Source organism: Megasphaera indica, from assembly GCF_046614755.1.
GTDB lineage: Bacteria > Bacillota > Negativicutes > Veillonellales > Megasphaeraceae > Megasphaera > Megasphaera intestinihominis.
This window is the reverse complement of record NZ_JBKKJR010000025.1, coordinates 1-14,312: the sequence shown is the minus strand read 5'-3', so window position 1 is coordinate 14,312 and position 14,312 is coordinate 1. Positions and strand designations below refer to the sequence as shown.

13 protein-coding genes and 1 other annotated feature are annotated in these 14,312 nt (G+C 52.8%); of the genes, 2 read left to right on the top strand and 11 right to left on the bottom strand.

The window, feature by feature from the left end; all coding sequences use genetic code 11:
- Positions 1-23 precede the first annotated feature (23 nt).
- From ACFCTO_RS10790 to ACFCTO_RS10740, 11 genes are all read right to left on the bottom strand, one after another.
- Positions 24-647, bottom strand: coding sequence for a LytR/AlgR family response regulator transcription factor (locus ACFCTO_RS10790; protein WP_499876866.1), 624 nt, complete (start codon positions 645-647; stop codon positions 24-26).
- Between the two features lie 156 nt (positions 648-803).
- Positions 804-2,084 (bottom strand): DUF445 domain-containing protein, encoded by a 1,281-nt coding sequence (locus ACFCTO_RS10785; protein ID WP_292108280.1) that lies wholly within the window; start codon positions 2,082-2,084, stop codon positions 804-806.
- A complete protein-coding gene (locus tag ACFCTO_RS10780; protein ID WP_292300345.1) occupies positions 2,081-3,355 on the bottom strand; it encodes a DUF445 domain-containing protein in 1,275 nt (424 codons plus the stop codon). Before ACFCTO_RS10780 ends, ACFCTO_RS10785 begins: the two co-directional genes overlap by 4 nt.
- A gap of 9 nt (positions 3,356-3,364) precedes the next feature.
- Positions 3,365-4,063, bottom strand: coding sequence for an MBL fold metallo-hydrolase (locus tag ACFCTO_RS10775; RefSeq protein WP_370853767.1), 699 nt, complete (start codon positions 4,061-4,063; stop codon positions 3,365-3,367).
- Positions 4,064-4,371: 308 nt separating this feature from the next.
- Positions 4,372-4,656, bottom strand: coding sequence for a ferredoxin family protein (locus ACFCTO_RS10770; protein WP_499876865.1), 285 nt, complete (start codon positions 4,654-4,656; stop codon positions 4,372-4,374).
- Between the two features lies 1 nt (position 4,657).
- Positions 4,658-5,953 (bottom strand): FAD-dependent oxidoreductase, encoded by a 1,296-nt coding sequence (locus ACFCTO_RS10765; RefSeq protein ID WP_292261633.1) that lies wholly within the window; start codon positions 5,951-5,953, stop codon positions 4,658-4,660.
- A gap of 87 nt (positions 5,954-6,040) precedes the next feature.
- Complete coding sequence (locus tag ACFCTO_RS10760; protein ID WP_292300343.1) at positions 6,041-6,760, bottom strand: ubiquinone/menaquinone biosynthesis methyltransferase; 720 nt, start codon at positions 6,758-6,760, stop codon at positions 6,041-6,043.
- The gene (locus ACFCTO_RS10755) at positions 6,744-7,676 is read right to left on the bottom strand and encodes a prenyltransferase (protein ID WP_292300341.1); all 933 of its coding nucleotides are present in this window, start codon (positions 7,674-7,676) and stop codon (positions 6,744-6,746) included. The genes ACFCTO_RS10760 and ACFCTO_RS10755 overlap by 17 nt, the downstream gene beginning before the upstream one ends.
- On the bottom strand, positions 7,677-8,705 hold the full coding sequence (locus ACFCTO_RS10750; protein WP_292261626.1) for a polyprenyl synthetase family protein: 1,029 nt from the start codon (positions 8,703-8,705) through the stop codon (positions 7,677-7,679).
- A 32-nt stretch (positions 8,706-8,737) separates the two neighbouring features.
- Positions 8,738-10,900 carry an L-lactate dehydrogenase (quinone) large subunit LdhH gene (ldhH, locus tag ACFCTO_RS10745; protein WP_302485368.1) on the bottom strand — a complete coding sequence of 721 codons (2,163 nt, stop codon included), beginning with the start codon at positions 10,898-10,900 and terminating at the stop codon, positions 8,738-8,740.
- A 15-nt stretch (positions 10,901-10,915) separates the two neighbouring features.
- Positions 10,916-11,461: a LutC/YkgG family protein gene (locus tag ACFCTO_RS10740; RefSeq protein WP_020311414.1), complete on the bottom strand. Its 546-nt coding sequence runs from the start codon at positions 11,459-11,461 to the stop codon at positions 10,916-10,918.
- Between the two features lie 655 nt (positions 11,462-12,116).
- Positions 12,117-12,331, top strand: a binding site (T-box leader).
- Between the two features lie 54 nt (positions 12,332-12,385).
- Here ACFCTO_RS10740 and cysE point away from each other — a divergent pair.
- Together cysE and cysK are read left to right on the top strand one after the other, a co-directional pair.
- On the top strand, positions 12,386-13,084 hold the full coding sequence (gene cysE / locus ACFCTO_RS10735) for a serine O-acetyltransferase (protein ID WP_292261622.1): 699 nt from the start codon (positions 12,386-12,388) through the stop codon (positions 13,082-13,084).
- Between the two features lie 144 nt (positions 13,085-13,228).
- Positions 13,229-14,173, top strand: coding sequence for a cysteine synthase A (gene cysK / locus ACFCTO_RS10730; RefSeq protein WP_292300337.1), 945 nt, complete (start codon positions 13,229-13,231; stop codon positions 14,171-14,173).
- Positions 14,174-14,312 lie beyond the last annotated feature (139 nt).

Genomic DNA, 14,312 nt, shown 5'->3' with positions numbered 1-14,312 from the left:
TTGGCCAGGGGAATCTTATGGCCCTAGATCTCGATATAATCGCTCTTGATGACGCGGATAGCCGACTGGTTGACGATATAGCTTTTCCCAGGCGATACGAACTGGCCCGGCGCAATGGCATCCAGCGTATCCAAGAGACTGGCCAGGGACTGCCGCGTTTCCAGCAGCGAGTGGTCTGCCGTATAGACCTTCTGGATGTGCCCATTGCTTTCGACGTAGAGGATGGCGTTGACTTCTTCGACCTGGATACCGCCGCCGACGAGGCGGAAGATCATCTTGCCGCTGTGGCGCTGGCGGATGCTTTCCATGACGCGGTCCATGGCCTGGTCGAACTCTTTCTGCGTAAAGGGCTTGACCAGGTAATGGGCAGCCCGGACGGCAAAGGCTTCGACGGCAAATTCTTCGCTCGTCGACAAGAAGACGATTTCCGCCCGGCTCTTCTGCTTGCGCATCTCTGCGGCAATGTCCGTCCCCAGCAGGACGATGTCGAAATTCCCTTCCTTTTCAAAAGCATCGACGAAATCCATGGCATTGTTATAGGTAAAGACTTCGGTCGGTTCCTTTTTATCGTGGAAATACTGTTGGACTGCCTTTTGAATGATGTCCAACTGTTCCTGTAAATCATCACAAATCGCAATTCGTACCATCGTGACGCCTCCTTTCAATAAACAAGTATTTTACAAGTTTATTATATCACCAGATTCGTCTCAAGCCGTCCGATGTGTCACGAAATGGCGCATTTTTGACGCGTAGCGGCGTTCAGATGAAGGTATTTACCATCATGCATGGTCCCTTTTCCCCCACTACAGTACGATACCCCGCAGGAGCGGTACGATGGTGAACTGATATAATTTCAAAAAGCCGAAGACGCAGATGCCGATGGATGCGCCGACGATGGCCCCGTTGATACGGATCCAGGCCAGGTCTTCGCCGACTTTGCTTTCCAGGAACTGGTTGAACCGCTTCTTGTCGAAGCCCGACAGGACGTCGCGGACGGCGACAGCGATGAGCGAGTGTTCATGTTCCAGGATGACGTTGCAGGCCCGGCGTATCTGTTCATCGAGCCAGTCTTTGATTTCCGGATAGGACCGGCAGTATTCCAGGTAATGGATGAACTGTTCTTCCAATAAATCCTTCAGTTCTTCCTTGCCCTGGTCGCCTTTGGTGAAATAGTCCTTGGCCGAATTCTGGGTCGCCGTCAGCCACTGCTCGATGGGCAGGGAGTCGACGAACTGGTCTTGCCAGTTCTGGACGCCAAAGGCCAGCTGGCCGTTCATGGAATAGAGGAAGAGTTCCAGTTTGCGGCACAGCCATTCGCGCTGTTCCCCTTCGGCATGTTCCCACTGGTCGAGCCATTCGACGATGCCCATCTTGATATCCTTGGCAATCTTACGGGTATCGACGATGCCCAGGACTTTGGTCAGGGTGAGGCTGGACATGGACGAATGTTGCGATTCTTCACGCCACTGGAGGATGAGCTTTTCCAGGAGGCTGTCGAAGTCGTCGCTGTTGACCAGTTCCCGCACGAGGCCGATGGCATCGTTGAACATGTTGCTGTTCGGGTCTTCCAAAAGGGAAATGAGGCGGTCCTGGAAGAAACTGACCAGGGGCTGCTGTTTCAGGTACTTGCGGATGTGCGAGGCTATGGATGCCTGGGTCCCGCCCTTCTGAGCGTAGCGGTAAGCCCGTTGAGCCACTTCGTAGAGGACGCTGCGGAACTTTTCCCGACCGTTCGGGCCGCGCAGCCAGCCGACGAGCTTATCGATGAAAGAAATCTGATAGAGCTTATCCTGCCACATATTGGGCTGGAGCAGCTTTTCCGAGATGATCTTGGTCATGCTGTCTATGATCTGGTCGCGATGGCGATAGAGCAGTTCCGTGTGATACGGGAAGCCCAACGGCTTTTCAAAGAGCGCCGTAACGGCGAACCAGTCGGCGATACTGCCGATGAGGGCCGATTGGATGACGAAGAACAGCAGTTCTTCCCAGACCGAGACGTCATGCGTATACCACCAGAGGAAAATGGCGATGAAGCAGACGAAAGACAGGCCTAAAATCATATTGGCACGCTGTCTGTATGTCATAAGATAGCCCCTCCCTTCACGGCGTACATGACCAGGTAAATGACGGCACCCAGGATGGCGCCGACGAGCGAACCGTTGACGCGGATCATCTGCAGGTCATACCAGACACTGTTTTCCAGCTGTTCTGCCAGGTAATTGCCGTCGTATTTCAGGATTTCCTGTTCTGCCGTCTTGCCGAACCATACCTGGAGGCGCTTCAATTCGCGGGCCACAAAGGCCAGGGCCTGGCGGTTCATGTGTTCCACCTGGTCCGGGCTCTGGCGCCATGATTCCAATTTATTGATGACGTAATTAGCTGCGACCTTGCAGACCCGCTTCTGCCGTTCCGGGTCCTGGACGTAGCGCTGCCAGGCTTCTTTCGTGTCCGGCCGCGTGACCAGGCTGTTGTACATGCGGTTCTTATAGCTGTCGATGCGCTGGCGCCATTCGTCGTTGAATTCGATCTTTTCCGTCTGTTTCCACAAATAGCGCAGGGCCTGCTGGCGCTGGAGGGAATTGTCTTCCTTGGCTTCGGCCAGGAGGTCCAGGCATTTCGTCTGCAAGAGGCCGGCTACGTGATCCGGCTGGAAGACTTCCATCTTCAAGGCCGCCTTGATGGCCCAGCCGAGGAAGATATTGTGCTTGGCGTACTGGCGCAGGGAGGCTTCGTAGATTTCACCGACATAGCGCTTCATCGTTTCGCTGCGCACGAGGTCTTCCAGGTTGAGGATCATGAAATCGAGGAAATCCTTCCCCGATTCACCGCGCAGGCCGATTTTGATGGCCTTGCTCATGATCGGTGCCAGGTCGACTTTCTCGATAGCCTGGCCGCCGATGCCGGCAAAGGCCTTGACGACGGTCTTCATGTCGATGGTGTACAAGAAGGTATTGAGGATCTGACCGAAGACGCGTTCTGCCGACTGGAACCCCTTTTCCGTATGGAGATAATCCAGCGTCGCGCCCAGGATGGGATGATGTTTGAGGACGTTGTACATATTGGAAACGGTCAGGATTTCATATTCAATCATATGCCGGGCCATTTCGGCAATGCGTTCCTTGCTGTTCGGAATGAGGGCCGTCTTAAAGGAGATGCCCAAAGGCCGGCGGAATAGGGCCGTTACGGCATACCAGTCTGCCAGGCCGCCGATGAGGGCCGCCCCGGCCAGATGGGTCAGCAGTCCGCCGACAAAAAAGTCTTGGAAGGGGTATGCCAGAAGCAGGAGGACTGCCGCCGTAATCAGGATATAATTGGCAATCTGGCTGCGTCTGCCCCCGTGTGTATTACTTGCCATGATACCTCCTTACTGCCCGCCGATGATGACGTCGTCGCCATCATGCTGGGGAATCCACAAGGGTACGTCCGGATAAGCCTGTTTAAAAGCTGCCGACGGCGTCCAGGGCGTGCCGAAATAATGCATGGAGATGAGGCATTTCGTAACCGAAACGTCTTTCAGGAAACCCGTGACGCCCCATTCGCGGGCGCCTTCTAGGCGGGCGTCGACAGGGAAAAAGACGATGTCGAAAGTCTGTCCGGCAAGGTGTTTCATTTCCCGGTCGAAGTTGCCCTTGGCTTCGGCATTATTTTCATCCGTATCGCCGAGCCAGTGCCACCAGTTCAAGTCGCCGGCATGGAAAATCTTCAAGCCGTCCGTTTCCACCAGGAACGACCCGCCTTCATCAGTCGACCCATACTGGGTCACCGTCGTATCTCCCAGGGGCAGCGTTTCATACAACTTCATGGCATGGAACCGGTCTGCCGGAATGTCCTTGAGGCGCACATCTTCATTGACGATGTACTGGGCACCGCCGAACTGGCCGATGCTGCGGTTGAAATGGTCTTCGTGCCAATGGCTGACAAAGAACCACAACGGCTTCCTGCCGACCTGGCTGTAAGCCTTGACCGTCCCCGATGGATCCTTGTAGTAATCAAAGACCAGCACCTTGGAATCGGTCTCGACGGCAAAGCCGCTGTGATTCAAAAAGGTAATCTGTACACTCATATAGTAACCCCCTTATCGGTTGTTTAATGGCTATTGCATACTTTTTATTATACCATATATGCGTCGCCCGTGTACATGCCGGGGAGGGTTGTGGCTAGTGGCTCGTGGCTCGTGGCTCGTGCGAATTTCTCCAATTTTTAGTTGTAGGGGCTCGCACGTGGCGAGCCCGCTTGAGGATATATGTGATTCCCCCAGCCAGTTTGCTAGGGAACTCATCCAAAGTTCTAACGGGTCGCCCACGTGGCGACCCCTACAAAGTAAAAAGGCTTGCCGCACATGCGACAAGCCTTTTTACTTTCCCTCTGCGATCAGCCCTGATGGAATTCTACGCCCATAGCGCCTTTCGGATGTTTCCAGCTCTTTACGCCTTTGCCGCCGGAAATGACGCGGCACGTACCACATTCGAGGCAGCCTTCATGACTGAAGACCAGTTTGCCGTCATCATAGTGATACAGGTTAGCCGGACATGCCATGACTAAGCATTTGATTTCTGCTTCATCATGATAATCTTCGTTGATCTGGATATGAGATTCGTGTTCATCGGTCACGAACTTATCGAAACCCAGTTTATCGTCTACACTCATCTTTGCCATCTTACATCGCCTCCCAAGCTTTCTTACCTAAATCGAAGAGATTAGCCAAGCCGCCGTTGTTTGCCAAAACTGTCAGAGCAATCATGGGCAGAGCGACCGGTGCGCCGCCGTCTACTTTGTAGACCATGCCGGCAAATTCGTCGGCCATCTTCGGGAAATCGTTGAAGATAATGTGATCTTCCAAGAGGCCCGGCAGGTTCTGATACTGTTTCATGAGCTTCATGATGAAGCTTTCTTCTAACAAGGTCTTGTAAACCGAGAGGCTTTCAGCCGAGAAGTCGTTGCGGTTCTTCGCTTTGATGACGGCTTCGCCAGCCAGACGGCCCGATTCGATAGCCAGGTCCATGCCGCGGACGGTGTAACCCAGGTTAACGACCATAGCTGCTGCATCACCAGCGACGAGGACGCCGTCACGGACGAGTTCCGGCATCATCTTGAGGCCGCCTTCGGTAACGAGGTGAGCCGAATATTCTTTCAGTTTCCCGCCTTTGATGAAGGGAGCAATAGCCGGATGAGCTTTCATGCGTTCAACCATGTCCGGTACGCTGACATCGACGCGGCCGATATCGCTGATGGTCGTAACGATGCCCAGGGACAGGCTGTCTTTGTTGGTGTAAATGAAGCCGCCGCCGAGGTTGCCGCCCGTCGGGTCGCCAGCCATCATCCAGGCTGCGCCGTCGTTGCCGCTCAAACCGAAGCGTTCGTTGATGACGTCTTCACCGAGTTCGATGACTTCTTTGACGCCGACTGCAACGTCTTTCTGTTCCAGTTCTTTCTTCATGCCGATCTGCTGTGCCAGCAGGGAGTTGACGCCATCAGCCAGGATGACGACATCAGCGTCGAATTCTTCGCCGCCCGTCATGACACCGATGACTTTGCCGTCTTCGACGACCAGTTCATCGACGAGGAAGCCTTCTGTCAGCATGACGCCGGCTTCTTCGGCTTTATCGGCCAACCATTTATCGAATTTAGAACGCAGTACCGAGTAGGACGGATATTTGAGGTTTTCCAGTTTATCCGAACCATACTGGAAGCTCAGTGCGCCGCCTTCTGTCATGAGCGACAGGCGTTCCTGCGTAATCTTACGTTCAATCGGAGCTTCTGCTGCGAAATTCGGAATCAGTTTTTCCAAGCTGTGTCCATAGAGACGGCCGCCGCTGGAGTTCTTGGAACCGCAGAATTTACCGCGCTCCACCATCATAACATCCAAACCAGCTCTGGCCATTGTCAAGGCTGCAGCAGAACCAGCTAAACCGCCGCCAACCACGATGGCATCAAATTTTTCTTCACTACTCATGTTCTTACCCTCCTTAACCATACGGTTTGCTATCTTAATTTCCGTTCGTATCTATCGTAACGTAATGTAAGTCCTTTTCATAATCCTTCATTCGACCGCAGGCTTCTTCCCCTTGTGGAGCACGCAGGCCCCAAATAAGCGGCTTTTCATCTGCCTGTCAATCAATCCGGCTTGTCCAAACAAGTCCAGGAGCTCCTTCTTCCTGAGAAAATCCTGCGTCGACTGCCACAGCCAGGTGTATTCCTGCCGATGGCGGAAGCCGCCGCCCAGGAAGGGCATGACATACCGGAAGTACACCGAATAAAAGGGCCGGATGACCAGAGAATCGGGGACAAAGGAGTCGAGACAATATACCCAGCCGCCGGGAACGACGACGCGGGTCATTTCCTGCAGGACGCGCAGGTAGTCCGATGTGTTGCGAAGCCCGAAGGAGATACAGGCTGCCGAAAAGGTATTATCCTCAAAAGGCAGTTTCATGGCATCACCTTCCTGCCAGGTAACGTTAGCAAGCGGCGCGCCTTTTTTGCGGGCTACGTCGAGCATCGCCGGCGAAAAATCGAGGCCAGTGACCTTGAGATCCGGCCGGTGCGCTGCCAGGGAAATAGCGATGTCCCCAGTGCCACTGCACACATCCAGGACACGGCTGCCCTTGGCTGCCTGCTCACAGACAGCTTCGATGAGGCAGTCTTTCCAACGGCTTTCCATGCCGAGACTGATGCGCCCGTTGGCGCGGTCATAAGTCTGGGAAATCTGCTGGAATACATGATATACCTTCTCCCGTTTTGAGAGTTCAGCCAAAAGTACCACCTCCGAAGAGGACCATCGCGAGTGCTAACAGATAGGCACCGTTGCCAAAGAGATTGGCAGCGATGATACCTTTCATCTGTTTCACCCGCCCCTGCGGTTCCAGGGGCGAACGAAGCAGGTTCATAAAGGTATATCGGGCAAACACGATGAAGAAAGCCGGGCTGATGAGGCCCCACCAGCCGGTGTACCATACGGGCAGGATGCAGATGAGTGCCATCCAGATCCATACAGCAGCCCGGTACAGGCGGACAGCCTTAGTCCTTCCCAAAAGTGCCGGTAAGGTCCGGCGCTTGGCCTGCCTGTCCTTTTCGATATCACTCGTATTGTTGGTCATCATGATGAGACCAATACTGATGATGAAGGGCAGCGCTGCAGGCAAAACGGAAAAATCGAAGGCACTGCTTACGGCGGCGACGATTCCCATGGGGATGAGGCCGCCCATGACGAAGCCCGAAACGAACTCGCCAATCGGCAGATAGGATATCGGCAGGATACCACCGGAATAAGTCCATACGGCGATGGCTCCGATGACGCCGATGATCAGCGGCGCCGGTCCGGCTGTGACCAGTGCCGGCAAAGCCAGGAGTCCGGCTACGGCTAAGTAACCGAGGCCCAGGGCCAGTGCCTGTCCAGGCTTGATGTTTTCGTATACCAGGACGGCGTCGCTAACTTCGACGTTGTCGTCGGCAGTGTCCGTGCCTTTTACAAAATCAAAATAATCATTCAGCGTATTGACGGCGGACTGCATGAAGACGCAGGCCCAAAAGAGGGTGATGGCCAGCGTCCCCGTCAAGGGGTAGCCTTTCAGAAGGCAATACAGTTCACCGAATACGGCGGGATACACAGAAGCCAGCCAGGTGTGCGGTGCAGCCAGGCGAACGGCCAGCTTAGGCGTCAAACAACGTTGCTGTTCCATTCACACGGCCCCCAGCTTACGTACAATCTTGCCGAGCTGCAGGGAAATGTCACTCGACGGCAGGGCTTCAAGGATTTCTTCGGCCCGTTTCTGGTAGGTGTGGATCTGATTCCACGCTCCTTCCATGCCGCCCAGGGCGGCGACGATTTCTTCCATGCGGCAGATATCCGCATGAGTCAGCGTCCCTTCGGCGCTCCGTTCCATATAGGGATGGAGGAGCCGGCGGCCGCCGGGCTGTTCCCGTGCCAGGAGGACCGGCAGGGTATAGATCCCTTCGCGGAAATCCTGGTGGGCTTTCTTGCCAATCATCGAACTGTCGGGTACGAAGTCGAGGAGATCGTCGCGCATCTGGAACATAAATCCCAGACATTCGCCGAAGGACTCGAGCATCCGCGATACCCGTTCATCACAGCCGCTTTCCATCGCGCCGATGCGGCAGCAGGCGCGGAACAAGGCGACGGTCTTGCCGTGGATGTTCTGCAGGTATTGGTCAATGGTGACGTCCTCTTTGTAGCGGCACATGGCCTGGCCGATTTCACCGGCACACATTTCCTCTACAGCCTGGGCGATGACCATGCCTGCCCGGTTCAATCCCTCGCGCATCAAATAGAAGGTGATGCGGCTCATCAGGAAATCGCCGGCATAGACGGCTGCGTTCTTCCCGTACTTGCTCTGCACCGACGGCTTGCCGCGCCGGACCGGTGCATCGTCGACAACATCGTCATGAATCAGTGAGGCCAGATGGGTCATTTCCACTACGGCCGCTAGTTTATACAACCGCTCCCGCACATCGTCGCGGTCTGTTCCGAACGAGCCGGCCATCAGTACCAGGCGGGGACGTATCATCTTCCCCTGCGAAGAGGCTGCATCATCGAGGACGGCGCCAGTGGCCGTACCTTCAAAGGGATGCTGCGTATATAATTTTATATACTCTTTCACTCTGCGGACCTGGTCATCGCTGATACCGGCAAACAATTTGGGCATAAACTTCCGGGCGCTGGTTTCTAAGAGTGTCTGTTTTATCATCATGCTCTATTTACCTTTCCGGCCAACGTTATTGCCTATTTTTTTTCGCGTTTTTCAACGACGATCTGTGCTGTGTGTTTAACCTGAATATTGTTCAAGCCACGAGCATCGAGGCCGCCACGGATCTGGAGCAAGCAGCCCGGGCAGTCGACAGCGACGACATCTGCGCCGGAAGCGACGATGTTGTTGATCTTCTCTTCGAGGATTGGAGCCGACATTTCAGGGAATTTAACGGAGTAAGAACCACCGAAGCCGCAGCATTTATCGCAATCGTGCATTTCGATGAGTTCGACACCCTTGGTAGCTTTCAAGAGTTCACGCTGTTCCTTGGTAACGCCGAGGTAACGGTTCAAGTGGCAGGAATCGTGATAGGTGACCTTCATCGGTACGCCATCGCCGGTATCCGGCAAGCCGCCGAGCATGGAAACGAGTTTGCAGAAGTCGAAGGTCTTGCTGCGGAGTTCTTCCGCTTTTTTGAGCATTTCCGGATTGTCCTTGAAGAAGTCGACGTAATCGCGGAGGGCATGCGTACAAGTCGGGCAAGCCGATACGATGTAATCGTATTTTTCAGCTTCCATAGCGTTCAAGTTCATTTCAGCAGCTTTCTTGGCGTTTTCAACATCGCCCATATAGGTAGCCGGAGCACCGCAGCAAGCCTGGCCAAGCGGCATTTCTACGATATAGCCAGCCATGTTGAGGGCTTTGACGACGTCCGTTGCGATGTCGACATAGACGAAGTCGAGGAGACAGCCCGTGAAGATAGCGATCTTGCCCTTCGGATTGGGAACATCCTGTTTGATTGTCGGCAGGATATCGCGGAACGGCTGCGGAGCAACGCTCGGCAGACTGCGGCCTGCTGTCAGACCGGACAAGAACATCGGCAGATGACGGATCATCGGCTGACCTTTGGTAATCATGCCCTGAGCAACGGAAGCGATGCGCAGCATAGAGTGGAAGAGGTGACGGTCAGCAACCGTATCGAGACAGAATTTATGGACCGGATTGAGGCCATCTTCCTGAGCGAATTTCGTACGTAATTTCAGGATCATGCCGGCAATATCGAGTTTGCCGCCGCAGACTGTGTTACACGTACCGCACTGGAGACAGATGTTTTGGATATCTTTACCGCGTTCACGGCTGTTGAGGAAGCTCGTGAGCAGCGTGCCGATACCGCCGGTATAAATGGAGCCGCCATATACGTGGCCGCCGACGAGGCGGAAGGCCGGACATACATTCAGGCAGGCAGCGCAGCGGATGCAGCAGAAGATATCTTTGTAATCTTCACTGGCCATGATCTTACGGCGTTCCGGCGTATCGAGGATGATCATGTGGAAGTTCTTGTCTTCCTTCGTATCGTTTTCCGGATCCGTAACGACTTTCGTAGCGCCCGTGTAGAAGGAAAGGTATGCCGTGATGTTCTGGGCTGTACCGTTACGAGGCAGTACTTTGAAGATGTAGCGGATATCGCTCATCTTAGCGACGAATTTTTCAATACCAAAGATATATAAGTGCGTTTTCGGAAGGGTTGCGACCATACGGCCGTTGCCTTCATTCGTCATGGTAATGACTGTCCCCGTTTCAGCGACAGCGACGTTGGCACCGGAAACCCCCATTTCAGCGCTGAGGAATTTCGGACGCATGACGCGGCGGGACGTCTTGACTTCTTTCGTGATGACCGGTTCTTCCGGCTGTTTCGTATACGATTCAAAGAGGTCGGCAACGTCTTCTTTAGAATAATGAATAGCCGGCATAACCATGTGGGACGGCGTATCACCAGCGATGGAGTTGATGAATTCGCCCAAGTCCGTTTCCTGAGCCGTAATGCCTGCTTTTTCATAGTTCTGGTTGAAGTGCATTTCTTCCGATGCCATGGATTTCGACTTAACGCAAAGTTTGACGTTGTTGTCTTTTGCCAGTTTCAAAGCATAGTCCATAGCTTCTTCCGGAGAATGAGCGACGAATACGTGAGCCCCGTTGGCTTCCGCATTCTTGATGAATTCGGCCATGACTTCGTCCAGATGGTCACGAGCATAGGATTTTACTTCATGGACTTTCTCACGAAGCGCTTCAAAGTCATATCCTTTGTAAACTCTTGCACGGTTGCCAGGATAAGCTGTCGTAAAGTTCTTCAACGCCTTCTGCAGCGGCGCATTATCCATGGCGCGCTCGATTTCTTGCTTCAGTAATTCGTTAGACATGTGCTGTTCCCTCCCTTACGCATCTTCTACGACGATGACCGAATACTGACGCGGGCCATGAACCCCTACAGTACCGACACATTCGATATCAGCTGTCCGGCTCGGGCCGGTGATGATACCGGCGAATTTCGGGAACGGTTTCGTTTCGGCCATGATGTCGATCATGTCATCGAAAGTATCGACGATCTTAGAAAGTTTGACGATGCCGACATAGACGTCCGATACCGTTTCAACGATACGACAGTCGATGTCGTCCTTCATCTGGACAATGGAGCCCAAGTTGGCGATGCCGTAATCGGCTTCGGTAACGCCGCCTTTGTCGTCCGGGGCATTCTTGCGGAAGTGATCCGTATCCACTTTGATGCCTGCGGCTTTCAATGCGTCTACAGCGCCGATTTCTTTCAGGAGCGGCGTTTCAACGAGGGCAACTTCATGTGTGTCCTTGTCCTGGAAAATTTTGGTGAGAGTTGCAGCAACGTCTGCTTTTTTGGCGATGTAACTTTCGCCGTTGACGCTGGTCAACCCTTTCTGGAATGTTTCATACAATTCTGTCTTTTCCATTTTCACACCTCTTTACTTATAAATCACAACTACAACGAATACTATGAAGTAAAGTATTTAACATAAGTATACCATTTCATGCGCAAAGTGCAATAAGTATAGAAAATTGAGTAATACAAAATGAGAAACCTTGAATGGTCATCTATGCGTTTTTGTTATTAGCTCATTCATTACTAATATGGTGTTCTTTTAACACTCCATGCTTTTTATCAATAAGCCTTTCAGAAAAATGGCTTATTTACGCTATATACTTCGTTTAACCACGCTAAAGGATATGTTTTTGTAATGATATTTTTAGATTTTTTAAATTACTTTATCTCATATTAAGCTCATTTTGCTTTACAGTATGCGATTGATTGTAGAGAATACAATTCATATCTAATAAACATGGATATTGTATGCAGACAAATTTAATCAAAAATAATGAGTCTTTATGAAAACATCGTTCATCGCAGGCCGTTCGTCGTAGGTCGAAAAAAACAAAAGCCCTGGTTACGACGAACGATGAACGAAAAACGGCAAATCCCTTATATGGATATATAAAGAACGTGATTCTATCGGCCTTTTTGAATAAGACACCAAATTTGTCATCTTTTTACAATTTTTCTATTGACAAACGTCCTGTGAAGGGGTATCATGTGTTCAACACGAAAACAAAAATGCAATGACCAAAACAAGTACACACAGGATAACGGCACAGAGAGTAAGGGCCACCGGCTGAAAGCCCCTATCGAAGTTGAATGTGATGGAATGCCTTTGGGAGCAGGATGATTGAACGTGAGTAGGTCATCCCGGTTGCCGCCGTTACGGGTATTGAGTGGCAGTCGAAAGACTGCAATCAGAGTGGAACCACGGACCACCGTCTCTGTATGACGGCAGGTCTTTTTTTATTTACTTTTTTACGACACAGGAGGGCGCTACGCCATGTTCAAATCACTTCGCAACGACATTCGCGTCATCAAGGACCGCGATCCAGCCGCCAAGAACACGCTGGAAGTCTTGCTCTGCTATTCCGGCCTTCATGCCATCTGGGCCCATCGCCTGGCCCACTTCTTCTACAAGCATCAGTGGTTCGTCACGGCACGCCTCATTTCCACGATTTCCCGCTTCTTCACGGGCATCGAGATCCATCCCGGCGCCCAAATCGGCGAAGGCCTGTTCATCGACCATGGCATGGGCATCGTCATCGGAGAAACGACGGTCATCGGCAACAACGTGTCCCTCTATCAGGGTGTCACCCTCGGCGGGACGGGTAAGGAAAAGGGCAAACGCCATCCGACCATCGGCGACTACGTCGTCGTCGCCTGCGGCGCCAAGGTCCTCGGGTCCTTCACCGTCGGCGAAGGCTCAAAAATCGGCGCCGGTTCCGTCGTCCTCAAAGAAGTGCCGCCGTACTCGACAGTCGTCGGCATCCCGGGCCGCGTCGTCGTCCAGAAAGGCAAGCGCCTCAAGGCCAGCCACAGCGAACGCGACGTCGACCTCAACCACAACCGCCTGCCCGACCCCATCGAAGATCAGATCATCGCCCTGCAGCATCAGGTAGCCCTCTTGCAGCACCGCGTCGAAATGATGGACCACCAGCAAGATGAACGCTGCGTTGGCAAAATGCGGCCATTGAAATAATAAACTTCGTTGTCACCCTGTATGGAAATGAAAAATCCCTCTACAGGTGTACATAAAATCTATACCCATTTGGTATACCTTACTATACTTCAACATATTTTTGCATTCATCGGGGGATGAATCATAGGAAAAGGAGAGATTCTCATGAGCAAAATCTACACATCCATGTTACAGTTGATCGGCAACACACCATTATTGAAACCGGAACGTTACAACAACGCCGCTGGCGTAGCTGCTAACCTTTTGGTCAAACTCGACGCTTTCAACCCGGCCGGCTCCGCCAAAGACCGCATCGCCAAAGCCATGATCGAAGACGCTGAAAAGAAAGGCATCCTCAAAAAAGGCTCGGTCATCATCGAACCGACCAGTGGCAATACGGGTATCGGCCTAGCTGCCGTAGCTGCTGCCAAAGGCTACCGCGCCATCTTCACCATGCCGGAAACCATGTCTATCGAACGCCGCAACCTCATTTCCGCTTATGGCGCTGAAATCGTCCTCACACCGGGCAAGACCGGCATGAAAGGCGCTGTCGACAAAGCCAACGAATTGGCCAAAGAAATCCCCGATTCCTTCATCCCCAGTCAGTTCACCAACCCGGTCAATCCGGAAATCCATCGCCTGACGACGGGCCCGGAAATCTATGAAGATACAGACGGCGCTGTCGACATCTTCTTAGCTGGTGTCGGCACAGGCGGCACGCTCTCCGGCGTCGGCCAGTACCTCAAAGAAAAGAAACCGTCCGTCCAGATCATCGCTATCGAACCGAAAGATTCGCCGCTCCTCTCCGAAGGCCATGCAGGCCCGCACAAACTCCAGGGCATCGGCGCAAACTTCGTTCCGGAAACATTGGATACCAAGATCTACGACGAAGTCTTCACGGTTACGACAGAACAGGCTTATGAAACGGCTCAGAAATTCACCGAATCCGAAGGCCTCCTCATCGGTATCTCCGGCGGTGCAGCTCTCTATGCCGCTTCGGAAGTCGCAAAACGTCCGGAAAACGCCGGCAAGACCATCGTAGCCTTCCTGCCGGATAACGGCGACCGTTACCTCACGACGCCGGGCTTTATCCAGCAGAAAACGAAATAAATAGACCATCCTCCAACCAATACATGAGAAAAGGGCCTGTCGCACGTAATCGTGCACAGGCTCTTTTTCTGTATGCAAAAATATCATAGCTTTATAGTCATTCTTCGGGATTTGTTTGCTCGGACTTAGAAGCGGCTTT